Origin of the sequence: Priestia filamentosa, assembly GCF_900177535.1 — a bacterium.
In the GTDB taxonomy this organism is placed as follows: Bacteria; Bacillota; Bacilli; order Bacillales; family Bacillaceae_H; genus Bacillus_I; species Bacillus_I filamentosa.
Genome location: NZ_FXAJ01000016.1, coordinates 1 through 23,569 on the forward strand (window position 1 = coordinate 1; position 23,569 = coordinate 23,569).

The 23,569-nt window shown below is 36.9% G+C and carries 21 protein-coding genes and 3 riboswitches; of the genes, 3 read left to right on the top strand and 18 right to left on the bottom strand.

What is annotated here, in order from left to right:
* Window positions 1-363 precede the first annotated feature (363 nt).
* The 6 genes from B9N79_RS24820 to B9N79_RS24845 form a co-directional block, all read right to left on the bottom strand.
* Window positions 364-1,686, bottom strand: a complete 1,323-nt coding sequence (locus tag B9N79_RS24820; protein WP_019390635.1) for an NCS2 family permease — start codon at window positions 1,684-1,686, stop codon at window positions 364-366.
* 110 nt (window positions 1,687-1,796) lie between these two features.
* A riboswitch (purine riboswitch) is annotated at window positions 1,797-1,898 on the bottom strand.
* 104 nt (window positions 1,899-2,002) lie between these two features.
* Window positions 2,003-3,523, bottom strand: a complete 1,521-nt coding sequence (guaA, locus tag B9N79_RS24825; protein ID WP_040058573.1) for a glutamine-hydrolyzing GMP synthase — start codon at window positions 3,521-3,523, stop codon at window positions 2,003-2,005.
* A 136-nt stretch (window positions 3,524-3,659) separates the two neighbouring features.
* A riboswitch (purine riboswitch) is annotated at window positions 3,660-3,761 on the bottom strand.
* A gap of 95 nt (window positions 3,762-3,856) precedes the next feature.
* Complete coding sequence (locus tag B9N79_RS24830) at window positions 3,857-6,016, bottom strand: transglutaminase TgpA family protein (RefSeq protein ID WP_046218573.1); 2,160 nt, start codon at window positions 6,014-6,016, stop codon at window positions 3,857-3,859.
* Between the two features lie 4 nt (window positions 6,017-6,020).
* The gene (locus B9N79_RS24835) at window positions 6,021-7,217 is read right to left on the bottom strand and encodes a DUF58 domain-containing protein (RefSeq protein WP_040058548.1); all 1,197 of its coding nucleotides are present in this window, start codon (window positions 7,215-7,217) and stop codon (window positions 6,021-6,023) included.
* Between the two features lie 12 nt (window positions 7,218-7,229).
* On the bottom strand, window positions 7,230-8,180 hold the full coding sequence (locus tag B9N79_RS24840) for an AAA family ATPase (RefSeq protein WP_019390639.1): 951 nt from the start codon (window positions 8,178-8,180) through the stop codon (window positions 7,230-7,232).
* A 264-nt stretch (window positions 8,181-8,444) separates the two neighbouring features.
* A complete protein-coding gene (locus B9N79_RS24845; RefSeq protein ID WP_040058549.1) occupies window positions 8,445-9,119 on the bottom strand; it encodes a GntR family transcriptional regulator in 675 nt (224 codons plus the stop codon).
* A gap of 174 nt (window positions 9,120-9,293) precedes the next feature.
* Here B9N79_RS24845 and B9N79_RS24850 point away from each other — a divergent pair, with 174 nt between their 5' ends.
* Both B9N79_RS24850 and B9N79_RS24855 read left to right on the top strand, forming a co-directional pair.
* Complete coding sequence (locus tag B9N79_RS24850) at window positions 9,294-10,034, top strand: sulfite exporter TauE/SafE family protein (RefSeq protein WP_040058550.1); 741 nt, start codon at window positions 9,294-9,296, stop codon at window positions 10,032-10,034.
* 129 nt (window positions 10,035-10,163) lie between these two features.
* Window positions 10,164-11,063, top strand: coding sequence for a thermonuclease family protein (locus B9N79_RS24855; protein ID WP_048896678.1), 900 nt, complete (start codon window positions 10,164-10,166; stop codon window positions 11,061-11,063).
* A 45-nt stretch (window positions 11,064-11,108) separates the two neighbouring features.
* Here B9N79_RS24855 and rpiB read toward each other — a convergent pair whose 3' ends face one another.
* Together rpiB and B9N79_RS26995 are read right to left on the bottom strand one after the other, a co-directional pair.
* The gene (gene rpiB / locus B9N79_RS24860; RefSeq protein ID WP_046218572.1) at window positions 11,109-11,561 is read right to left on the bottom strand and encodes a ribose 5-phosphate isomerase B; all 453 of its coding nucleotides are present in this window, start codon (window positions 11,559-11,561) and stop codon (window positions 11,109-11,111) included.
* Window positions 11,562-11,706: 145 nt separating this feature from the next.
* Complete coding sequence (locus tag B9N79_RS26995; RefSeq protein WP_108745543.1) at window positions 11,707-11,832, bottom strand: GapA-binding peptide SR1P; 126 nt, start codon at window positions 11,830-11,832, stop codon at window positions 11,707-11,709.
* A gap of 213 nt (window positions 11,833-12,045) precedes the next feature.
* On the opposite strand from B9N79_RS26995, the gene B9N79_RS24865 reads away from it, so the two are divergent.
* Complete coding sequence (locus B9N79_RS24865; RefSeq protein WP_026009438.1) at window positions 12,046-12,756, top strand: FadR/GntR family transcriptional regulator; 711 nt, start codon at window positions 12,046-12,048, stop codon at window positions 12,754-12,756.
* 136 nt (window positions 12,757-12,892) lie between these two features.
* Here B9N79_RS24865 and B9N79_RS24870 read toward each other — a convergent pair whose 3' ends face one another.
* From B9N79_RS24870 to B9N79_RS24915, 10 genes are all read right to left on the bottom strand, one after another.
* Window positions 12,893-14,245 (bottom strand): MFS transporter, encoded by a 1,353-nt coding sequence (locus B9N79_RS24870; protein WP_046218571.1) that lies wholly within the window; start codon window positions 14,243-14,245, stop codon window positions 12,893-12,895.
* A gap of 540 nt (window positions 14,246-14,785) precedes the next feature.
* A complete protein-coding gene (locus B9N79_RS24875; protein WP_040058553.1) occupies window positions 14,786-15,328 on the bottom strand; it encodes a cupin domain-containing protein in 543 nt (180 codons plus the stop codon).
* A gap of 84 nt (window positions 15,329-15,412) precedes the next feature.
* A complete protein-coding gene (locus tag B9N79_RS24880; RefSeq protein WP_046218570.1) occupies window positions 15,413-16,174 on the bottom strand; it encodes a 3-oxoacyl-ACP reductase in 762 nt (253 codons plus the stop codon).
* Window positions 16,175-16,284: 110 nt separating this feature from the next.
* A riboswitch (TPP riboswitch) is annotated at window positions 16,285-16,383 on the bottom strand.
* An 89-nt stretch (window positions 16,384-16,472) separates the two neighbouring features.
* Window positions 16,473-17,366, bottom strand: a complete 894-nt coding sequence (gene rbsB / locus B9N79_RS24885) for a ribose ABC transporter substrate-binding protein RbsB (RefSeq protein WP_372450211.1) — start codon at window positions 17,364-17,366, stop codon at window positions 16,473-16,475.
* A gap of 36 nt (window positions 17,367-17,402) precedes the next feature.
* A complete protein-coding gene (gene rbsC / locus B9N79_RS24890; protein ID WP_019390650.1) occupies window positions 17,403-18,359 on the bottom strand; it encodes a ribose ABC transporter permease RbsC in 957 nt (318 codons plus the stop codon).
* Between the two features lies 1 nt (window position 18,360).
* The gene (locus tag B9N79_RS24895) at window positions 18,361-19,842 is read right to left on the bottom strand and encodes a sugar ABC transporter ATP-binding protein (RefSeq protein WP_040058556.1); all 1,482 of its coding nucleotides are present in this window, start codon (window positions 19,840-19,842) and stop codon (window positions 18,361-18,363) included.
* Window positions 19,843-19,857: 15 nt separating this feature from the next.
* Window positions 19,858-20,253, bottom strand: coding sequence for a D-ribose pyranase (rbsD, locus tag B9N79_RS24900; protein WP_019390652.1), 396 nt, complete (start codon window positions 20,251-20,253; stop codon window positions 19,858-19,860).
* Window positions 20,250-21,128, bottom strand: coding sequence for a ribokinase (rbsK, locus tag B9N79_RS24905; protein WP_048896677.1), 879 nt, complete (start codon window positions 21,126-21,128; stop codon window positions 20,250-20,252). Before rbsK ends, rbsD begins: the two co-directional genes overlap by 4 nt.
* Window positions 21,121-22,110, bottom strand: coding sequence for a LacI family DNA-binding transcriptional regulator (locus B9N79_RS24910; protein WP_046218567.1), 990 nt, complete (start codon window positions 22,108-22,110; stop codon window positions 21,121-21,123). The genes rbsK and B9N79_RS24910 overlap by 8 nt, the downstream gene beginning before the upstream one ends.
* Window positions 22,111-22,290: 180 nt before the next feature.
* A complete protein-coding gene (locus tag B9N79_RS24915; protein ID WP_048896676.1) occupies window positions 22,291-23,493 on the bottom strand; it encodes a Gfo/Idh/MocA family protein in 1,203 nt (400 codons plus the stop codon).
* Window positions 23,494-23,569 lie beyond the last annotated feature (76 nt).

Genomic DNA, 23,569 nt, shown 5'->3' on the forward strand with positions numbered 1-23,569 from the left:
ATGTCCATAGCTTTTTGTTTCTAATAAGAAACGTTGTTTTAAAAATAAAATAGAATTAACGTTGACGTATTTTGTTCAGTTTTCAAAGGTCAATCTTTCCTGTGCCGTTGTTAGCGACTCTTACTATGTTATCACCATTAAAACTTGGTGTCAACAACTTTTTTTATTTCTTTTTTTAAAGTTACTGTTTGTTTTGCAGCAACGTTTAATAATATACCACGAGCATTTTTAATGGTCAATACCTTTTTTCATATTTTTCTCCTATAAAATAAGCCCCTTCTCTTTCCCTTCATTCACAAAACTTTTAGATTAGATACAAAAAAGCCTTCTTTTAATAAAGAAGGCTTTCTCGACATTACTGTTCTATTCAAGAAAAATAAAGTATAGCAGGAAGATAACAAACAATCCGTACATCACTGGATGCACTTCTTTTCCTCTTCCTTTAAACAACATTGTAATAGGATAAAAGATAAAGCCAATCGCAATTCCTGTTGCAATACTATACGTTAATGGCATCATAATTAATGTAAAGAAGGCTGGTACAGCTGTTTCAAATTCATCCCACTTAATAAGACGAAGACTTGCTACCATAAGAACGCCTACAACAATTAATGCAGGTGCTGTTACAGCTGAAGTAACAACAGTTAGTAAAGGTGAGAAAAATAATGCTACTAGGAAGAATAGCCCTGTTACTACCGATGTAAATCCACTTCGTCCTCCTGCCGCAACTCCTGCTGTTGATTCGATGTAAGCTGTTGTTGTTGATGTTCCAAATAAAGCTCCAGCAGCAGCTGCTGTTGAATCTGCTAACAATGCTTTTCCTGCTCTTGGAAGCTTATTATCTTTCATAAGTCCCGCTTGTGTTGCTACCGCAACAAGTGTACCTGTTGTATCAAAGAAAGCGACAAATAAAAACGTTAAAATTACAACAAGCATATCTAAGTTAAAAACATCGCCAAAGTGAGAAATTGCTACTCCAAATGTTGGCTCAATGCTTGGAATTGGAGCAATTATACTTGTTGGGGTATTAATTAATCCTGTAAGCATCCCAACAATAGCAGTAACGATCATCCCGATAAAAATTCCACCATTAACTCTCAATACTAATAGAATAATCGTAACAATTAGTCCAAATACAGCTAAAAGCGTTGATCCTTTTGCTAAATCTCCTAGAGCAACAAATGTACTTTCACTTGCTACAATGATTTCCGCATTTTTCATCCCGATAAACGTAATATAGAGTCCAATCCCTGCTCCAACTGCATATTTTAGCTCAATTGGAATTGCATTAATTATCTTTTCTCGTATTCCACCAACAGTTAAGCAAATAAAGATAAGCCCTGAAGCAAAAACACCTGCAAGAGCCGTCTCCCATGGAACACCCATACCAAGAACAACTGAATAAGCAAAGAATGCGTTAAGCCCCATCCCTGGTGCTAGTGCGATTGGGTATTTTGCTAAAATCCCCATCATAATCGAACCAAATGCAGCAGCTAAAGCTGTTGCTGTAAAGATTGCTCCTTGATCCATATGCATTGAATCTGGAAGTCCTTTTGTATCTGCTAATGATAAAATACTTGGGTTTACAAATAAAATATAAGCCATAGACAAGAACGTTGTAAAACCTGCTAATGTCTCTGTTCGAAACGTAGTTTGAAGCTTATCAAACTCAAAATACTTCTTCATTATATATTTTCCTCCTAGATATAGCGTCTTTAAAAAACAAAAAAAGCACTTCCTATACCGAAAGTACTTAAAGCTGACGCAAAGAACAACAAAATTGACAGAGGTTTTCCCCTTGTTTTGTTGCACCTCGTAGTCAAGCCATTTACGGTAGCTCGGTAGAAACTTTTGGGCCATATTCCCCAAATTATACGATGGAAAGAGAACATTATTTTATTATCCTTAGTTAGTTTAGCAGGGTTTTAAATAAAGCGCAATAAAAAAACGAACATTCTTATAAAGAATGTTCGTTTTCGTTCGCTTTTACATTTTTTTAATCTTATTCCCACTCAATTGTTGCAGGGGGCTTACTTGTAATATCGTACACAACGCGGTTAATGTGTGATACTTCATTAACAATACGCGTTGAGATTTTCTCAAGTACATCCCATGGAATACGAGCCCAGTCAGATGTCATACCATCAATAGATGTTACCGCACGAATACCAATTGTATAGTCATACGTACGTGCATCTCCCATAACTCCTACGCTGCGAATATCAGGAAGAACTGTGAAGTATTGCCAGATATCACGTTCTAATCCAGCATTACTTACTTCTTCACGTAAGATTGCATCTGATTCACGAACAATTTCTAGCTTCTCTTCAGTAATTGCTCCAAGTACACGGATTCCTAGGCCAGGACCTGGGAATGGTTGACGCCAAACGATGTCGTCTGGAATACCAAGCTCAGTACCAAGTGCACGTACTTCGTCTTTGAATAACGCGTTTAATGGTTCAATAAGCGTAAATTGCATGTCTTCTGGAAGACCACCTACGTTATGATGTGATTTAATTGTTTGAGCAGTTGCTGTACCACTCTCAATAATATCTGTATAAAGAGTTCCTTGAGCAAGGAAATCCATACCTTCTAGTTTAGCTGCTTCATCATCGAAAACATAAATGAACTCGTTACCAATAATTTTACGCTTTTTCTCTGGATCTGAAACGCCTTCTAGTTTACTCATAAAGCGCTCTTTTGCATCAACCTTAATAACATTCATATTAAAACCTTCGCTGAATGTTTTCATAACGCCTTCTGCTTCACCTTTACGAAGAAGACCATGATCAACAAAGATACATGTAAGCTGATCACCAATTGCTTTATGAATAAGAACAGCAACAACAGAAGAATCTACGCCACCGCTAAGTGCACAAAGAACTTTGCGATCGCCGACTTGTTCACGAATTTTTTCGAGTTCAATCTCGATAAAATTCTCCATTGACCAGTTATCTTCACAGTGACAAATTTCAAACACGAAGTTCTTTAATAGTTCATTTCCGTATACAGAATGACGCACTTCTGGATGGAATTGTACTGCATAAAGATTTTTATCTTTGTTGCTAATAGAAGCAATCGGGCAAGCTGGGCTAATTGCATCAATATCAAATCCTGGAGGAGTTTCAACCACAAGGTCGCTGTGGCTCATCCAAACGATTTGCTCATCTGGTAAGTCTTTAAATAAAAGAGACTCATTTTGAGTTTGGATAGATGCTTTTCCGTACTCACGATGTTTTGCTCCTTCTACTTTTCCACCATAATGATGAGTCATAAGTTGCATTCCATAGCAAATACCTAGCACTGGAATGCCTAGTTCAAAAATTTCTGGATCACAGCGGAATGCGTTTTCTCCATACACACTGTTTGGTCCACCTGATAAAATGATTCCTTTTGGATTCATTTCTCTAATTTCCTCAGGAGTAATTGTATGAGGATGAAGCTCACTATACACACCAAACTCGCGAATTCGACGAGTAATTAGCTGATTGTATTGGCTCCCAAAGTCTAAAACAAGAATCATGCCTTCCACAACGTTCACCTCTTCAGTAAATTTGTCACACAGTTGTACCTAACATAAAAACAGAATAAAAATAAAAAGCTAGAACTCTTACCTTCATAAAAAAATAAAGGCAGAATTCTAGCTTGAGAAAACCTCAATCTAAATCTTCTGCCTTCATAGTCAGAACGTTTAAGGTGTTCCGGTAGAGACTCTCGATCCATATTATCGAGTATATATGAAGGACAACCGTTCTTTTCAAACGATGCAACAGAGCAAAGCGGAACATGTTCGTCTATACGTTAAGCTTGTCTACTGTATCAATTGACATTATTCTATCAATGTGCGATAAGACGGTCAAGAACTTGCCTTTTTAATTAAATTTTCCCACAATTCAATTATTACTGTTGAATCTTCTCTTTTATACTGTTCCCTATAAACCATTTCTTCATAATAAAACGTTAGTTTGCTCATCTCTTTTGTTCCAATTCTTTCATCAACTTCTGCAGCAAACTGACGAAGAGTTTGTCCTTTTTCCCTTTCTACCCCTTTACGCTGCCACTGTTTTAAAAGAGATTTGTACGCTTTATTGAAAGATGCTTTATCGTCTTTTGGGCGGTACATTCTAATTAAAAATGTTGGCATCCATTTCTGTCTTGTTACATAAAGGAGAACTCCAATTAGAGCAATCAAGAAAAGAAGGATTATCCAAATTTTATCTATACTAACAGATGATAACAAGCTATTTCCACTCTCTTTCGTTTCCTTTGCAGTGCTTTTTTCTTCTTCTTGAACCGGTTGTGCAGCTGCTGGAGTTGCTCTTGTATCATCACTTTCTTCTACTGCTGCATTTTCATTTTCTTCTAGGTCGTATGTGAAATCATACGGATTACTAAAACTTTTTGTTGGCTCAAATGGAACCCAACCAAGCGTTGGAAAATAAACTTCAACCCATGAGTGAGCATTGTTCTCTGTCACCTCATAAATATCTTTGTCTCCCTTTGTCTCCACATAAGACCCTTGTGTATATCCTTTCACCCAACGAGCTGGAATATCAACAGAGCGAAGTAACACAACCATTGAGGTAGAGAAATTGTCACAGTATCCTCTTTTCGTTTCAAACAGAAACTGATCAACATAATCTTCATTTTCTTTCGGTACCGCAATATCTTCTGTATCATACACATACGGATTTTCTGAAAAGTAGTATTCAATAGCTTTTGCTTTATCATAACGATTAGTTTGATCACCTGTAATCTCAACAGCTAAATCTCGTACACGCTGTGGTACGTTTTCAGGCAACTGTGTATATGTTTGCTGAAATAAAGGATTATCTTCTTTTTCATCCTTCTCACTTCCAAGGCCTCGTAATATTTCTACTTTATACTCAGGATCATCATACGTATATTGAAGAGAATTCACTTCTCCTTGTTCTGAAATAATACGCTCTTTTTCAACTGATTGAACTAAAAAGTCGCTCTCAGGATTACTGCTAATTGTATTAAAAGAAGCTGGATACATAATTAGTGAAGAAGGATTAGCAAACGTAAGCTCTGCTTCTGCTTTTTCATTTGGCACCGTTTCTTTATTGTACTGAAAAATGCCTTTTAAATTATCAAGCTCATATTTATTCGTCTCATCTTCACTAGCAACCCATCCTTTTCCTGTATAGGTGTTCTTTGTTTCGATTTTCCAGTAGTTATCTTGAGTTGTAGCTGCTGTAAAGACAAGCGTATCATCTCCTGAGAATCCTCCCCCTAATTCCGAATCATCTTCTCCAAACCCAACTTTCTTTTGACCGCTTCCTGAGTCACCATTGTATACCCCTTCTGCATATCCTTGGAGATATGGTACAGGATCAGGCCACTTTGGAGAAGGTTTTGGCGCAATATATGCTGCGGTCATAGAAATCATAATAATGATTAGGGATAACACCGTCATCTTCCGACTTATTCTTCTATTCTCTGTGATTTCTTTTAAGCGTTCAAAATGCAAAAAGCTCAGTAAAAATAGACCAATAAATACGATACGAATGATTGGCACAAAGGCCTCATACGGTGAAAAAGTATCAAGAATTGTAACGTATATAAGCGTTAAGAGTAAGAAAAAGAAGATGCTTTTTTGTAAAATCACCCAATAGTAGATAACGTAACACATTACCCATAGTATGAGAAAAAACAGAACTGTTCTTGATAAAGTTGTTAAATTATAAACATCCATCCATGAAGAACTCGCAAAATCGTTTGAAAGATTTTCAATCAAGATAGAAAGCAGGGAAAAGTCAGCAATTCCTCCTTCTCCAAACATTTGATAAAGGCTCCAATACATATAAACAAGTTTGACTGTCCACTTAATAAGAAGAGACGGCACAAAGATCGCTAGCAGAAAGTTCAAGATGATGAAGGCTAGAAAATAATGAATGCCTCCTGTATTCGTAACGGTTTCGAGTGGTTTTAACCATTCCCATAAGAGAAAAAATGAGCCAAAATATAAAAGAAGCTGTGTAAAAACATTCATTTTGTTACGCGCTGTTACCCCACTGTCGATTCACCTCAATTATTCCATTTTCAAAAGCATCCATATTTACTTCATGTAAAACAAACGAAGAGGACTTCAGGGCACTACGCTGCACTCCCTCGTTCGGAATAATCATATGGAGTTTTGCTGCTGGTGCTTTTTCCAGCATTGCAGCTTCTCTTATTCCTTGCTCACTTGGAAAAACGAGTAATTCTCTCATTCGACTCCACCTCTGAAGTTCATGTGGAGCTCGCTCCCAAAATGGGTAGTCTTCTTCGCTTTTGACAGTTGCTAAATAATAGAGAACCTGCTTCATTTCAGCAAGACTTTCTACTTTTCCACTGTATCCCTTTCGTCCAATAAGGAGAATTTGAAATTTTTGATCATTTGTAGCCATCCAATACATAAAGGAAGCTGCAAGCGACATTCGCTGTTCAAAGTAGTTGTCATTTCGTAAATCTACTAAAAGTCCAATCCCTTCATCTTCCTCTATTCTTGGTTCAAATTCTTTTGAAACAAGTCCTTGAACACGAGCGGAGGCTTTCCAGTGAATTTGCGAAAACTTATCCCCTGCAATGTAATTTCGCACTCCCGAAACAATATTTGACTGATTTCCTTTGTGAAGACTTAGCTTTTCCCCTTCTTGTTCTTTATAGCTTTGAATAAACGGCTGAACATCTAGAACATTTGGCAACACAATAAAAGAATCTTCAGTTTTAATTCTTCCTTTTTTAAAAACAAGACCAAATAAATCACTTGCTTTAATCGTAAGTTCTGTTAACTCATGTTCCCCTCTTCTAGCCTTCGGGATTTCATAGTGAAATATGATATGACGCTTAAAAAATGGCGAATAGATCTTTCTTAGCTTATTTGTTTCTCCCTCTAATCCTTGAGGGCATTTCTCTTCCACAATGAGAAATGCGATTGGAAAGAATCTCTTGAGCTCAATTTCTATGGAAAACTTCACTGTTTCTCCGTAAAAATAGGATGTTTTTTCAAGACTTCTCTTCACTTTCACTTTCTTTACCGGATACAAAAGCAAAAGAAAGCTATAAAGCAGAATAGGAGAAAAGCTATAAAGCAAAAACCAACTTACAAACCCACCTTGAAACATCGCATACGAAAAAAGAAATCCTACCATAAAAATTACTGTGAAAAGCTGAGTTATATAATGTTCACGAATCGTTTTCAAAATCTTCAAAGCACACCTCTCCTATCCAATTACAGGTACAGATGTCTCATGCAAAAGTTCTTGAAGAACGTCTGCGGCATCTTTACGTTCAAAGCTTCCTTGTGCATTAACAGTAATTCGGTGAGACAAAATGGATGGAACAAGAAGTTGGACATCATCTGGAATGACATAATCCCTTCCTTGAAGTAACGCAAATGCTTGAGCGGCTTTTAAAAGAGCAATAGAACCACGAGGGCTTACACCTAATTGAATGAACGGATGGTTTCTTGTTTTATTTACAATGCTTACAATATATCTTTTCACTAAATCACTTGCATGAACAAACTGAACTTCCTTTTGCAGTTCTTTTAGTTCATCCATTGTAATAATAGAAGGTAAATTAATGCTTGTATGGGATGTGAGCGATGTTTTTAAAATATTCATTTCTTGCTCTGGCGTTGGATATCCCATCTTAATTTTAAGTAGAAATCGATCAAGCTGAGCTTCAGGAAGACGATATGTTCCTTCAAAATCAACGGGGTTTTGTGTTGCCATTACAAAGAAAGGTTCTGGCAAAGGACGCGTTACTCCATCAACTGTAATAAATCCTTCTTCCATTGCTTCTAAAAGAGCCGATTGGGTTTTGGGAGATGTTCTATTGATCTCGTCAGCTAGCACAAACTGAGCCATAATTGGACCTTGTCTATATTCAAATTCGTTCTCACGTTGATTGTAAATGGAGGCCCCTAACACGTCTGATGGAAGAAGGTCTGGAGTAAATTGAATTCTTTTGAAATCTGCTCCAATTGATGCTGCTAATGCTTTCATCATTTTTGTTTTTCCAACCCCTGGAACATCTTCAAGAAGAACATGACCTTTAGAAAGAAGAGCAACCAAACTAAGCATTACAACATCTCTTTTTCCAACTAGAATCGTTTCAATACTATTTATAATTTCTTCCGCTTTTCTTTGAACAAACTGCGCTTGTATCATCACCTAACCTCCAAATATTTACCTATTTACTAGTCTATCATGTTCGTTTCTTTCTTTTTTTAATTTTTGCTATTTTTTACATATAATTATCAATGAAATCCTTTTGTTTTATAATTTTCAAAACTTACTTTATTTTCTATCATCTTATATTATTTACGCTTATTTTACTATTTAAACGTCCGACACCACTCTAGTTTTCCTGCTTTTTATTAGGACTTTGTAATAAAAAAGACTCTTTCCATCTTGAGAAAGAGTCTTTTAACATTAACTATAATCTTGTTCTGCTAATACTTCTTTTAAATGAGCCAAATCGTGTTCAAGGTGCTGTACCATTGAGGCAGAAGCCCCTTCATTGTCCCGATTTTTCATTTTCTCAAAAATATCGTAGTGCTGACTTAAAATAATGCTTGTTCGTTCTTCTCCTCGAAAGTTTAAAATACGACAAAAGTGGACGAGAGAATTAAGCTCATCAATCTGTTTCTTTAAACGAGCATTCTTTGTATATTCAACAATCATATAATGAAAAGATTCATTAAGGTGAATCAGCTCATCTTGACAATTCTCTTTTACGGCTGCTTCTTCTGTCTCCTTCAAGATGTGTTCTAATTGAGAGATTTCTTCCTCACTTGCTTTTTCAGTTGCTAACTTTGTCGCAAATGATTCAAGAGCCATACGACAAAAGTAAATCTCTTCTACATCCCGTACTGTTGGATTGTAGACCATAACTCTCGATTTTTCATCAACATGCACAAGCCCTTCCTTTTCTAAAAGACGAATCGCTTCTCGAATCGGACTTTTACTTACATTAAACTCTTTTGCAAGCTGAGTTTCTACAATACGCTGTCCTGGTTTAAACTTCCCTGTAAAAATCAATTTTTTTATTTGATTATAAAATTGCTCATAATATGGTAATGGCTTTTGAACTTTAAAGTCACTCACTTTATCCCTCTTTTCTTTTTCTCTTCTTGTATAAATAAGATTCGTTTTGTAAAATGATTATTGGTCGACAAGATTCAGTCGACTATAAAAGTATAAGAGGAACGGTCAGGAATTATCAACTTTACTTTTTTCCTCCTCTGTTCTTTTAATTATTTCATTAGGAGGATATACAACATGCTTATTATTTTTACCATGCTCGTGCTTGGAGCTCTCCTTGGCTTCATTGGAGCTGGAGGTGCTGGGTTCGTAATTGCTCTTTTAACCGTTGTCTTTAGTATTGATATTCATACAGCACTTGGTACCTCTCTTGCTGCAATGTCTTTTACTAGCCTATCAGGAGCTTATAGTCATTTTCAAGAGAAAAATATTCATTTAAAGATTGGTCTTATTGTTGGGATTTTTGCTGCAATCGGGTCCTTTATTGGAGCTAAGTTTGCTGCTCTCATTCCTGCAGATTTCCTACATTACCTTACTGCTAGTATGCTTTTCTTATCTGCTATTCTCATTTTAGTAAAACTGTTTTTATTAAAAGATACAGCAAACCAAAAATTAATGGGTAATGCTGAACTTTGGATAAAGAGTATTATTCTTGGAATTATAACAGGCATTATGTCTGGAACATTTGGAATTGGCTCAGCTCCCTTTATTCAGCTTGGCCTTCTTATGTTATTAAATTTATCTGTTCGCCAATCTGTTGGAACAACAATGCTCGTTATTATTCCAATTTCACTTGGCGGCGGTCTTGGCTATATTACAGAAGGATATGTTGATTTTCTTCTCCTTCTAAAAGTGCTAATTGGTACAATGTCTGGTGCCTATATTGGAGCCAAATTCACAAATCTAGCTCCAAAATCCCTTTTAAAAACCGCAATTTTTGCTACACCTGCTGCTGCCGGTTTGATTCTTCTCTTCTAGAATAAAATAACTTTAAAACCATTTACTTATACAAAAATTAGCAGTAATATTAATAATCGTAGTTATAAAGAAGGTGATATTTACGCCTTCTTTTTTCTATACTGTAAGGAGAATAAAGGAGGATTCTTTTTGAAAAAACATTATTTGCTTTGTGTTGTTTTGATGCTTAGCCTTTTTGTAGCTTTAACTGGCTGTGGTACATCATCCGATTCGACTTCAACTTCCTCAACTACCACAGAGGAAAGCAGCTCAAACGCTTCATCTTCATCAAATGCTGATAAAAGTACGGAGAAGAAAGATGAAGACACGGAAAAAGAATCGGAAACCGCATCTTCTCGTCTTCAAGCAACTGTTACGCGCGTAGTTGATGGAGATACGTTAAGAGCAACCGTGAATGGAAAAGAAGAAAAAGTTCGCCTAATTCTTGTTGATACACCAGAAACAGTTCACCCTTCCAAACCAGTTCAACCCGTAGGACCTGAAGCATCCTCTTTTACGAAAAAGATGCTTTCAAATAAAAAAATTGAAATTGAACCTGGTGTTCAAGAACGTGATCAGTATGGTCGCCTTTTAGCATATATCTATGTAGATGGAAAAATGTTCAATAAAACGCTTATTGAAAAAGGCTTAGCTCGTGTGGCCGTTTTCCCGCCAAATACCCGCTATCTTGATGAGTTTAAAGCCCTTGAACAAAAAGCAAAAGTCGCTAAACTAGGCATCTGGCAATATGAAAACTATGTAACAGATAAGGGATATAATGATACGGTTGTTGGAAGTACATATTCTTCTGATCAATCTTCATCTCAATCATCAGAAAAGGGATCTACCAACACTACCTCTTCAACGCAAAATACGCCAGAGCCTGCAAAAGAAACAGGTTCTTGTACTATTAAAGGAAATATTTCAAGCTCTGGAGAAAAGATTTATCATATGCCAGGCGGTGCTTATTACGACCGAACAATTGCAGAAGAAATGTTTTGCTCAACAAGCGAAGCAGAGAATCATGGATATCGTGTTTCACAAAGATAATCAACTAAAAAAGCCCCATTCCTTATTTAAGGAACAGGGGTTTTTTTAGTTCGAACTATATTCCTTCTCTATGTTACTAATTTTATCAACTCGTACTTTATGTCTTCCACCTTCAAAAGGTGTTCCCAACCAAATTTTAACAATATCACGTGCAAGTCCTGGACCAATAACTCGCTCTCCCATCGCAAGCACGTTTGAATCGTTATGCTCTCTTGTTGCTCTTGCACTAAATGTATCATGAACAAGAGCACAGCGAATCCCTTCTACTTTGTTCGCTGCAATACTCATTCCAATACCTGTCCCACAAATTAGGATCCCTCTGTCTGCATCTCCATTTGACACCTTTTCTGCAACTGGAAGAGCATAGTCTGGATAATCAACAGATGTATCACATGAGCATCCTATATCTTCATATTCTACCTTCATTTCTTCAAGCAAAGAAACGATTTCTTTGCGGATGTTTATCCCTCCGTGATCAGAGGCAATGACGATTTTCATGATTTTCACTCCTACTTGTACAGGGCTTTATCTGTTTTAATGATTTAATTATCCCTTTAACTTATACACTAATAATAAAGGTAATCCTTCTGGTTTGTAAACCTTTTCAAATCAGAACAAGAAACTAGTTATGATTTTCTTCATCCTATCCAAGACACGTTTTACACTTGCATACTGTATAAAGATAATGAACTTTTTCATTCTCCAAATAATCAATAACTGTATTACAAATATGAAAAATCAAAGTTACCATTCTCTCTTCTTCACCCATTTGTGCACTTACCTACTAAGGTATAAAACTGAATAATAATCTTAATTTTTACAACAGTCAACTTTATATAGAGTATTAAGTATGAATCTCAGCACATTTGTTATAGCAAAAGCAAGCCAACAGACTTATGAAATAGAGAATTTTTTGCCCTTCAAAACAGAAAAGTATATAATAAAACTACGTTTTGGTAACGATGAATCTATAGTGAGAGAAGTGATTTTTATCAGTTTTAATCCTGTATCAAACAAGAAATTATATATCCAAATTTATGATCAAATTCTTTCACAAATCGAACTGGGTACATTCAAAGTTGGAGATAAACTGCCTTCTGAACGAGAGCTGTGCGCAAACTTCGGTGTTAGTCGTGCACCTGTAAGACAAGCATTAAGTGCACTTGAAATGAATGGAATTATTTATTCAAGACAAGGTGAAGGGGTTTTTGTAAAAAACACAACAATTACAACGGGCACTTCTCAATCTTCTTCTCTTTTAGAAAATGTATCTCCTGAGGATATTGTGGAAGCAAGAATGACCATTGAACCTCTTATTGTTAAATTTGCAGCAATGAGAGCTACTGCTGAAGATATCGAAGATTTAAGAAAAACCATTGATATGATGGAAGAAGAAACAAAACAAGGAATTTATGTGCCTGAAACAGATGAGAAACTACATAAAGGGATCGCAAAAGCTTCTCACAATGATCTGTTTATTACTTTCATGGCGGATATTAGTAACGCGATGAAAAAACAAGAAATGTGGCAATTTATTCGCGATCGTACAGTAACTCGTCCAGATTATCGAGAAGTGAATTTTAAGGAGCACAAAATGCTTATTGAGGCAATTGAAAATCGTAATGAGAAGAAAGCTGTTGAAACGATGACTTCTCATATGAAAAACCTTTTTGAGCGGTACTGGAAAGTGTAAACCGTTCCTCGAAGAAAAGTTTGAAGATCTGGGCTCGTTCTTTGAGCTAGCAAAAAGGATGCACCTTATGTGCATCCTTTTTGTATGAAGAACGTTACACTCTTTTATAAAATAAGCCAACAAAGACTCTTAATAATCATGTATTGATAGAATTCTTTAAATCAGATTGTTCAATATCTTCCTCCACTTTATGACTAACCGCCTTACCTGATTGCTTTACTAAAAATAGAATAATCGCTGCTCCAATTACTAAACTAACTCCTAGAAAAATCATACTTGTATTAAAAGAGCCTGTAACATCTTTAATATACCCAACGATATAAGGACCAAAGAAACCACCAAGATTTCCCACACTGTTAATGAGCGCAATTGCTCCTCCTGCAGCTGCTCCTGTTAGAAATGAAGGAGGAATAGCCCAAAATGGAGAGTATGCTCCAAATGCTCCACATAAAGCAATAGTTAAAAAGATAAATGATAAGACAATGCTTGTGCTTGCTACATAGCTACTCGCAATCATAGCCACTGCACTAGTCGTTAAACAAACCGCCACATGCCAACGTCTTTCATTCTTTTTATCAGAGTGATTACCAACCATAATCATTACGAACATTGCAATAGTATACATCAACCCTAGTACCCACCCCATACCTTGTGTACTTAGGGATGTTGCTTCTGCTAGACCTTGAGAAATGGTAGGGAGAAACATATTAATGCCGTAATAGCCGACCATCCAACAGAAGTATCCAATTGATAAGATCAATACATCCCGATCTTTTAAAGCTTGGGCAAAAGTATAATGCTTCACTTCTTCCTTTTCCTGTCTTTCTTTTGCAATCACACTCATTAGCCATTCCTTTTCCCCATGATTTAACCAGTTTACGTCTTCAAGCCTGTCATCGAGATAAAAGTAACAAATAATACCTAAAATTAATGCTGGAATAGCCTCTAAAATAAATAGCCATTGCCACCCTGCTAAACCAAACCAGTCAATTCCTAATAGAAACGTAGAGAGAGGCGAACCTATAGCATTTGCTCCTGGAATAGCAAGCATAAATCCTGCAATAGCCTTGGCATGATGTTTTGTTTGGAAGAAACCGCTCAAATAATAAACCATACAAGGATAGAAACTAGCTTCCGCCACCCCTAAAAGAAAACGAGCAATATAAAACTGCGTAGGAGTTTGGACAAATGCCATGAAAACAGCAATAATCGCCCATGTTACCATAATGCGGCTAATCCATTTTCTTGCCCCAATCTTTGTCATCATAGCGCTTCCTGGAACTTCTAATAGAAAATAGCCAATAAAGAAAATTCCTGCTCCTAAACCAAAGACAGCATTGGAAAACCCAAGATCTTCGTTCATTTGTAGTGCAGCAAACCCAATATTTACTCTATCTAATATTGCAATAATAAAACATAGGAATAGAAATGGAATTAGTCGAAGTGTTACTTTCCTTGTGGTAGAACGTTCTAAATCAACCTGATTCAAGATAAATCCCCCTTTTGGGCTTTTTTGGCCTTTTTTAACCTTGCTACCTTATCCCTCTGGCATCAACTATCCCCAATTAAGCGCTTTCAATTAAACTAAGCATTCTCTTCTCCCCTTCCTTTATTATTTAGTTGTGTTTGTATTACTACAGCATTTCTTTTGTTGTTTCGATGCTATTATCGACTGTAATGCTGATAATAAACTTCCTTTCTAATCTGCTCTGTTATTCGATGTAAATTAAACATTTTGTAAGTGCTTACAAAATAAATTTTACTTGTTACAAGTCCTACTGCAATTTCAGCTACATTTTATTCTGCAATTCCTATATCAAATATTTTATAAGAACACCAACCTGTATGCTTGTATTACAACTAACTTACAATACAAGTATACAGGTAATCATTTTTGTTGTCTATATTTTTTAAAAAAGTCTGTTAATTTTAAACTCCATATAAAAAAAGGCTGTTTCTCTAATAAAGAAACAGCCTTCTTCCATATTTCTCTCTATCTTTCCTATAAATATATATTTATAGATGCAAATTACACTAATTCATTTTTTCGTTCAGCAGCCTCTGCCTCTCTTTTCGTGCGATGCACCGTACCAAACGGATGTTCAGGAGGCGCATAAATAGCGTAAATCTTCAATGGCCTATCCCCCGTATTTGTAACATTATGCCATGTCCCCGCAGGTACCATAATGGCGTCATCATCAGAAACTCTTTCTCGAAAAGATAAGTTGTTTTTTGTTTTTCCCATCTGAACAAGTCCTTGACCCTCTTCAACTCTTAAAAATTGATCTGTTTTCGGATGAGTTTCAAGCCCAATGTCTTCTCCTTGTTTAATACTCATCAATGTAACTTGCAGATGACGTCCTGTCCATAAGGCTGTACGGAACGTTTTATTTTGCTTAGTGGCTTCCTTAATATTCACCACAAACGGCTGTCTTCCGTAATCTTTTAACTCAATTTTTTCTCTGGTGTACCAATGGGAATAAACTTCATATGGATTAAACCTATACGCTGCCTGAAATACTGGATACTGTACGTAATAAGGATAGGAATACATATAAGGAGAATAATACATTTCTCTTCATTCCTTTCATATGTTTATAAAATATCCTATACGCCATTTTAATAGTATATTCCGTTCCCTTTATGAAATGCATCTTTAGTTCATTGTTAAACCACTATCAACTACAATATTTTGTCCTGTAATTCCTTTAGCTCTGTCAGACCCTAAAAATACCACTGTTTCAGCTACGTCTTTTGGGGTAGTGACACGATTTAAAGCAGAATTACTTGCGACAATGTTGAACACTTCCTCTGTTGTAAGGGCACTAGCATCTGTTGTTTGTAAAAGACCACCTGATACCATATTGACCGTAATACCATATTGTCCAAGCTCTTTTGCCATGTTTCTCGTAAATCCAACTAGAGCTGCTTTTCCTGTTGTATATTGATGATAAGGAACAATAGGACTCTGAAATAAATTTGTACCAATATTTACGACTCTCGCATTATCTGTTTCTTTCAAATATGGTAAAGCTGCTTGAATAGTATTCAATGCTCCATGAACAGACCCTTCAAACTGTTCTACATATTTCCCCCAGCTTAACTCATGGACAGGTTCCTGTGCATTTGGATCAAATCTAAAATTTACCAGAGCATTATTAATAATGATATTAATACATCCATAATGCTGAATCGTTTGGTTCACTAACTCTTCAACATCACGTTTATTTGTAATATCAGCATAAAGTGCGATTGCATTTTCTTTCCCTAACTCATCTACTAACATTTCGGCCCTTTCTTTGTTCTGATAATAATTCACAATAACGCCGTATCCATTTTCTACGAACGTTCTTGCAATTTCAGATCCTAATCCTCTACTTGCTCCTGTTACTAATGCAATTCCTTTAAAGTTTTTCATCGAATAAATTCCTTTCAATCCTATATTTACAATAAACTTGAAAGAGAGAGTGAATACAAAAAAGCCCTTTCACTCGGCAAAAGTAAAAGGGCTGAACATTCTTCATGTACAAACTGTATACTTTTACTCCCTACGCGAGTATTAACTCTCAGGTTCAAAGGGTCAGGTTTTTACCTTCTCAACTCGTATGAGTTCCCCTGTAAAATATTTATTGTCAATATTATTATATTTTAACTTCTAACGTTTGTACAATTTTAAAAGCATCATACTCCCCTAAAGGGCGCATGATGCTTTTTCATTATTTCTTCGTCATTAACTTTAACGGTGCTGCAATATTCTTTTCAACTTTCTTGCCTTTTAGAACATCACTTGCAGCTTTAACAGCTAGCTCACCAATTAATTCTGGTTGCTGTGCTACAGTTGCTGCTAATTTCCCTTCTTTTACAGCATTAACGGCATCTTCATTTCCGTCAAATCCAACAACAAGAACATCTCGCCCTGAGCTGTTAATTGCTTGGATAGCTCCTAATGCCATTTCATCATTATGAGCGAATACTGCTTTAATATCTGAGTTTCCTTGCAGTAAGTTCTCCATTACATTCAAACCTTTTGTACGATCAAAATCCGCAGACTGTTTTGCCGCAACGTCAAGTTTTTGATCTGCTATATTGTGAAATCCTTTGCCTCGTTCACGTGTTGCAGATGCTCCTGGAGTTCCTTCAAGTTCAGCTACTTTAGCTCCTTCACCTAACTTTTCAACAATGTAATCAGCTGCCATTTCGCCACCCTTTACATTGTCAGAAGCAACTAACGTTTCGACCTTTCCTTTATCTGCTGAACGATCTAATGTAACAACAGGAATGCCAATATTATTAGCTGATTGAACGGCTGTTGAAATAGCTGCTGAATCTGTTGGGTTAATTAGTAAAACATCAACACCTTGTTGTAGTAAATCTTCAACATCGTTAACTTGCTTAGCTGAATCGTTCTGTGCGTCAACAATCACAACGTCCATTCCTTGCTTTTTCGCTTCTTTTACAACTCCATTTTTTAATGAAACAAAGAACGGGTTATTTAACGTAGAAACCGATAAGCCAATTTTAATATCTTCTAAATTTCCTTTTTTCTTTGGTTTTGCCCATTCTGGAGGCTCTAATGAACAAGCCGCTAGAATAAGAAGTGAAAACGACATGAGTACAAGTAAGACCTTTTTCAATGAGAACCCCTCCTATGCTGATTTTTTACGATCAATTAACACCGCAATCAAGATAACAACACCTTTTACAACCATTTGGAAGAATGATGATACACCTAATAAGTTCAAACCATTATTTAACGTTCCAATAATTAAAGCACCAATCAATGTTCCAACAATTAAACCACGTCCACCAGATAAACTTGTTCCACCTAATACAACAGCCGCAATCGCATCTAACTCATAAGAAGTTCCTGCTGTTGGCTGCGCTGAGTTTAAACGAGATGTTAAAATCGCTCCCGCTAGTGCCGATAAAAGTCCTGCTAGCGCATAAATCATCACTTTTACTCGTGGTACTTTAATGCCTGAAATAAGAGCTGCTTTTTCATTTCCACCAATGGCATATGTTTTACGGCCAAATGATGTTTTGTGTAAAATCACCCACAGCACTGCAAATGAAATAATCATTGTAATTGCAGGAACTGGAATACCTAAGAAATAACCACGTCCAAATAGTTGAAAGGCATAGTTTTCGCCAAGACCTGTAATTGGGTTTCCATCTGTATAGACAAGCGTTAAACCACGGAAAATTGTCATTGTTGCAAGCGTTGCGATAAATGGCGCCATTTTTCCTTTTGTAATAAGAAGACCATTAATCGCCCCCATGACTGCACCTAAGATACATCCAATTAAAATAGCTAAAATCGGGTCAATACCTGATACAATCATTCCAGCAATTAGCGCACTAGATAGAGCCAAAATTGATCCTACTGACAAATCAATCCCACCCGTTAAAATAACAAATGTCATTCCAAAGGCAATAAGCGCATTAATCGCAACTTGACGCAGTAAATTTAATAGATTCAGTGGTTCTAAAAAGCTTGGATTTAAAATTGACACGATAGCAACTAAAATAATAAATCCGAGTAATGGTCCAAGCTTTTGCAGTAAATTATCAACATGATTTACTTTGTTTATAGCTGTTTTCATGTTAATTCCCTCCTGTTGCAAATGTCATGATTTTTTCTTGTGTTGCTTCTTCCTTCATTAATTCTCCTGTAATTCTACCTTCATGAACAACGAGGATACGATCGCTCATGCCAAGTACTTCAGGAAGCTCAGATGAGACCATAATAATGGCAACACCTCTGTCTGTTAGTTCATTCATTAACTGGTAAATTTCACGTTTCGCGCCAACGTCGACTCCTCGCGTTGGCTCATCTAAAATTAACACTTTTGGACCGATACCAACCCATTTAGCAATAACTACTTTTTGCTGGTTTCCACCAGAAAGGTTTTTCGCACTTGTTTTTCCTGATTCTGTTTTGATTTGTAAGCGCTTAATTAATAGGTCGACAAATTCACTCTCTGTCTTATCATCAATGAGCCCTTTTTTAGAAAAGCTTTTTAAGTTCGGCAACGCCATGTTATCCCGAATCGAAAAATCTAAAATAAGCCCTTCTGTTTTACGGTCTTCAGTAATAAATCCAATTCCTAGTTTGACGGCTTCATATGGGTTTTTAATCGATACTTTCTGACCATTCACTAATATCTCGCCATCGTCTAATTTATCTAATCCAAACAAGGCTCGCATAATCTCGGTTCGGCCTGCTCCCATCAACCCTGATACTCCAACGATTTCGCCTGCTTTCACAGAAAAACTTACCTTTTGAAAAGCTCCATTTCTCGTAGCATTGCGAACTTCTAACACCTTTTCACCAAGCGTTGGTGCTCGTTCTGGAAAACGATCAGTTAATTCGCGTCCAACCATCTTCTGGACAACCTCATCAAAGTTCGTTTCCCTAATTGCCTTCGTATCAACGGTTTTACCATCTCGCATTACTGTAATGCGATCACAAATGGTGAAAATCTCTTCCATCCGGTGCGAAATATAGACAATGGAAACTCCCTCTTTTCTAAGAGCATTGATTACTTCAAAAAGTTTCTGAATCTCACGTTCTGTTAATGCAGCAGTTGGCTCATCCATGATAATGACTTTTGCATTTGTCATTAGTGCTTTAGCAATTTCAATCATTTGCTGCTGACCAACTGAACAAAGCCCTGCTTCTTGCTCCAGTGGAATTGTAACCGAAAGTTTTTCAAACTGCTTTTTTGATAGCGATTTCATTTCTTTCATCTTTAAAAACCCAAGCGGTGTTTTCAGCTCTTTTCCAATAAATAAGTTATCGAGTACAGTCATATCTGGCCAAACATTTAACTCTTGATGAATAAACGCAATACCATACTGCTCTGCTTCTTTTGGACTCTTAAAATATGTCTCTTTTCCATCAATGAAAATGGTTCCTTGATCACGTTTATGAAGACCCGTTAAGATGTTCATCATTGTCGATTTTCCAGCTCCGTTCTCACCCATCAAAGCGTGAACTTCACCTTCTTTCAATTCGAAATCTACTCCTGACAACACTTGGTTTGTTCCAAATGCTTTATGAATTCCATTCATTTTAATATGCATAACGCTCACCTCTTTCTAGAAGATTACACCTGCTTGTAAAATACAGTTAGCATATGGAGTAACTTCACCTGTTCGAATAACGGCTTTGACGTTGTTTGTTAAATGTTTGAACTCTTCATGAGAAACTTCTTGAATATCCGTGTTAGTGAACCTCTCTTGCATATACTGCATAACATCCTGGTTTTGAGTACTCATCTCACTTGCAATTGTCACTTTTTCAACGACCATATCATCCGTAACCGCATTCACCACATCTCTGTAGCTTGGCACACCTAATGTAAGAGCTAGATCAATACGAGGTACATGATCTGGAATGGGAAGACCTGCATCGGCAATAGCGATGAGGTCTGTATGTCCTAGATCTGCGAGCACTTTTGAGATATGGCTATTTAATATTCCTTTTCGTTTCATAGCGCTCCCTCCACTTCTTCTCGCGTTGGCATACCACCTTGTGCTCCAAACTTTGTAACAGATAAGGATGCAGCACGATTAGCAAATTGTAAACTTTCTTCAATGTTTTTTCCTTCTACTAAGGCTACAGCTAGTGCTGCATTGAATGTATCTCCTGCCCCTGTCGTATCAACAGCGTCTACAGTATAGGATGAAACAAGGATTTCTTTCTCTCCGTCATAGTAACGAGCCCCTTGCTTTCCTTCTGTAATAAATAATTTGTTTGGATATTTTTTTAATGCTTCTTCTATACTTAAATTGTTAAATAACACTGCTGCTTCATGTTCATTTGGCGTAATATATGTGGCGCGGTTAATCACGTCTTGAGAAAGCGGGCGAGCTGGCGCTGGATTAAGGAGAAGTGGGATATTATACTCCTCACAAATGTCACTCACATATTCTACTGTTTCTTCTGGAATTTCTTGTTGAATGAGAACAATTTTAGCTTTCTTAATGTCATCAATCACACTCTTCACATATTCAGGTGTAATATAATCATTAGCTCCCTTGACAAAAACAATGCTATTATCACCTTCTGCTAATACAATATGAGCCGTTCCGCTTCCCACACCTGTAACCGGTTTCACATTGGTTACATTAACATGATTTTCTTTAAAGTTAACTAGGATTTCTTTTCCGTAGTGATCATCTCCTACACAGCCAATCATCTTTACGTTTGCTCCTAATCGAGCAGCTGCAACCGCTTGGTTTGCCCCTTTTCCCCCTGGTACTGTTTTAAATGATTCTCCAAGAACGGTCTCTCCAGCCCCTGGCCGTATTGCAGATGTTACAACTAAGTCCATTGATGAACTTCCAATAACTACAATTTCACTCATTTACCTCAACCTCTCTTGTCGTTTCTCGTTCAATAAATGTCACAGGCATTTCAACATGATTTTGCTCAACATATTCTTTCCTCATTAACTTGATTAAGAGACAAGCAGCTTCTTTGCCCATTTCATAAGCAGGTTGTCTCATTGTTGATAGAGACGGAAAAAGCAGGCTGCTCTGCGGAATATCATCAAACCCAATGATTTGAACCTCTTTCGGAATAGACTTCCCAAGACGAAGGGCTTCATGTAAAACTGCTGTTGCCACAATATCATTACTTGCGAGGACTCCGTCTGTATCTGGGTATGTTTCAAACAATTCTTTTGCCCATTTTTTAGCTTCTTCAAAAGCAAAGGATGTTGTTCCCATCACATAAAAATCAACATTTGATTCACTCAAGTATTCTAGCGCTCCTTGAAATCGATCTTGAGCAGGCTGGATATGAGCTGGGCCTTTTAGTATAGTTATTCGTTTGCTCCCTCGTTTTACCATTTCCTTGGCTGCTGTTCTACCGCCTTCTCTTCCATCTCCATAAACTGATGGATAGTCTTTCGACGTTTGATCTAGAAACACAACTGGAATTGATAAATCTTTATAATTTGTATCACTTCTATCATTTGTAGCTGAAATAATACCAACTACGTTATTTTGAACAAATGTATGAATATAATCGAGTTCTTTTTCAGGCTGTTCATCGCTATTTCCAAACAATAAGCGAAACCCTTCTTTTTGTATTTCATCTTCTACCCCTCGTGCTAGTTGTGGGAAGAATGGGTTTGTAATGTCTGGCAGCAATAAGCCAATCAGCTTTGACTTCTTTTTATAAAGGGAGCGGGCTACTTCATTGGGGCTATAATTGAGCTCTTCCATGGCAGTTTCCACTCGTTTTCTTGTATCTTCATGGACATATCCATTTTCATTTAGAACACGAGATACGGTAGCAACTGATACACCTGCTACTTTCGCTACATCTCGAATTGTTGCCATTTGCTCCCCTCCTCTAAGTTTATGTAACCGTTTACACAAATAGAATACCACGAACTTATTGATTATACAAGAATAAAATTTATGTGTTTGCGAGCAAGATAATAGAAAAAGGGTTCTCCAAGGTTCAGGCAACCTTGGAGAACCCTTTCCCCAGACAGCTAAATTATACTTTTCCTACACTTAATTTACATCTAATAGTGGACGGTCAGCAAAGTCTACCCATACAGATCCGTTTTCTGCTGAGCGTACACAATTTTCAAGCCAGCGAATTCCGTCAATTCCAGCATCGATATCAGGATAAACTAAGCTTCTTAGTGTTTCTTCATCATCATGATTTTTCGCATCAATTGCCATTGCAAATTTCAAATATATATTTGCCCATGACTCTGATAAACCTTCTGTATGAAGAGCCCCCAATCGTTCGTCAGCATTACACTGCTCATCAAGGTATGGCATCGCACGAATTAAAGTTTGAACAGGCTCTCCCTGTACTTCGTAGCGTAGTTCACCAGGCTTGCTGTCCCACCATTCTAGGCTTGCTTTTGAACCGACAATTCGAATTCGATGTCCATCCATGCAGCCTGCATTAACTGAAGAAGTCCAAAGTCGGCCAACAGCTCCGTTTTCGTAGTGCATGGAGACAAATGCGTTGTCCTCTAGTGGTGCTCTGCTATGAATAAAGCTTTGTCGGTCACAAAGCAATTTTTTAACTTTCATATGTGGCATAATAAGCTGAGACATATAATAAGTGTGTGTTGATAAGTCACCTAATACAAATGTTGGTCCTGCTATTTTAGGATCTACTCTCCACTTTTGAGCATCGCTAAATTTATCTGCATCTTCTGTTGAACTAAAACCGTGTGTATACTGAAGATCTACAATTCGAATATCACCGATTTTTCCTTGTTCAATCATAGCGCGCATTTGAAGTAGCATTTGATTTCCAGAGAATCCATAAGTCACACCAACAATCTTTCCTTTTTGTTCAGCAAGACGTTTAATTTCTTCTCCTTCTTCTGATGTAAAGAATAACGGCTTCTCACAAATAACATGAAGGCCAGCTTCTAACGCTGCTTTTGTAATCTCATAATGAGTTCCGTTTGGTGTAGCAATTGATACAACTTCTACACCATCTTCCAGCTTAGCTTCCTCAGCAAACATAGCTTGGTAGTTTGGATAACAGCGGGAATCTTCAACTCCAATATTTATCCCAAAATCTTTTCCACGTTCAGGATCAATATCAAAAGCTCCTGCCTTTAATATAAAAGCTGTGTTGTCACGCAAAGCCCCAATACGATGTTTATATCCAACTTGTCCAAGTCTTCCTCCACCTACCATTCCCCAGCGTAAAGGTCTTGAAATCTTTCTTTCACCATTTATCATATTAAAAACTCCTCTCATTGTTGAATTATTGAGTGAAATAAGCAAAACTGTTTATATGCAACTATAATTATAAGAA

Bases quoted from the DNA above. Each gene is read 5' to 3' on its own strand.
- guaA (WP_040058573.1), bottom strand. From the start codon at position 3,523: ATGATTCTTGTTTTAGACTTTGGGAGCCAATACAATCAGCTAATTACT.
- B9N79_RS24910 (WP_046218567.1), bottom strand. From the start codon at position 22,110: ATGGCAACAATTCGAGATGTAGCGAAAGTAGCAGGTGTATCAGTTGCT.
- rbsK (WP_048896677.1), bottom strand. From the start codon at position 21,128: ATGAGTGAAATTGTAGTTATTGGAAGTTCATCAATGGACTTAGTTGTA.
- B9N79_RS24915 (WP_048896676.1), bottom strand. From the start codon at position 23,493: ATGATAAATGGTGAAAGAAAGATTTCAAGACCTTTACGCTGGGGAATG.
- rbsC (WP_019390650.1), bottom strand. From the start codon at position 18,359: ATGAAAACAGCTATAAACAAAGTAAATCATGTTGATAATTTACTGCAA.
- B9N79_RS24840 (WP_019390639.1), bottom strand. From the start codon at position 8,180: ATGATACAAGCGCAGTTTGTTCAAAGAAAAGCGGAAGAAATTATAAAT.
- B9N79_RS24850 (WP_040058550.1), top strand. From the start codon at position 9,294: ATGCTTATTATTTTTACCATGCTCGTGCTTGGAGCTCTCCTTGGCTTC.
- B9N79_RS26995 (WP_108745543.1), bottom strand. From the start codon at position 11,832: ATGGGTGAAGAAGAGAGAATGGTAACTTTGATTTTTCATATTTGTAAT.
- B9N79_RS24875 (WP_040058553.1), bottom strand. From the start codon at position 15,328: ATGTATTATTCTCCTTATATGTATTCCTATCCTTATTACGTACAGTAT.
- B9N79_RS24895 (WP_040058556.1), bottom strand. From the start codon at position 19,842: ATGCATATTAAAATGAATGGAATTCATAAAGCATTTGGAACAAACCAA.
- B9N79_RS24830 (WP_046218573.1), bottom strand. From the start codon at position 6,016: ATGAATGTTTTTACACAGCTTCTTTTATATTTTGGCTCATTTTTTCTC.
- rbsD (WP_019390652.1), bottom strand. From the start codon at position 20,253: ATGAAACGAAAAGGAATATTAAATAGCCATATCTCAAAAGTGCTCGCA.
- B9N79_RS24880 (WP_046218570.1), bottom strand. From the start codon at position 16,174: ATGAAAAACTTTAAAGGAATTGCATTAGTAACAGGAGCAAGTAGAGGA.
- B9N79_RS24820 (WP_019390635.1), bottom strand. From the start codon at position 1,686: ATGAAGAAGTATTTTGAGTTTGATAAGCTTCAAACTACGTTTCGAACA.
- rpiB (WP_046218572.1), bottom strand. From the start codon at position 11,561: ATGAAAATCGTCATTGCCTCTGATCACGGAGGGATAAACATCCGCAAA.
- rbsB (WP_372450211.1), bottom strand. From the start codon at position 17,366: ATGTCGTTTTCACTTCTTATTCTAGCGGCTTGTTCATTAGAGCCTCCA.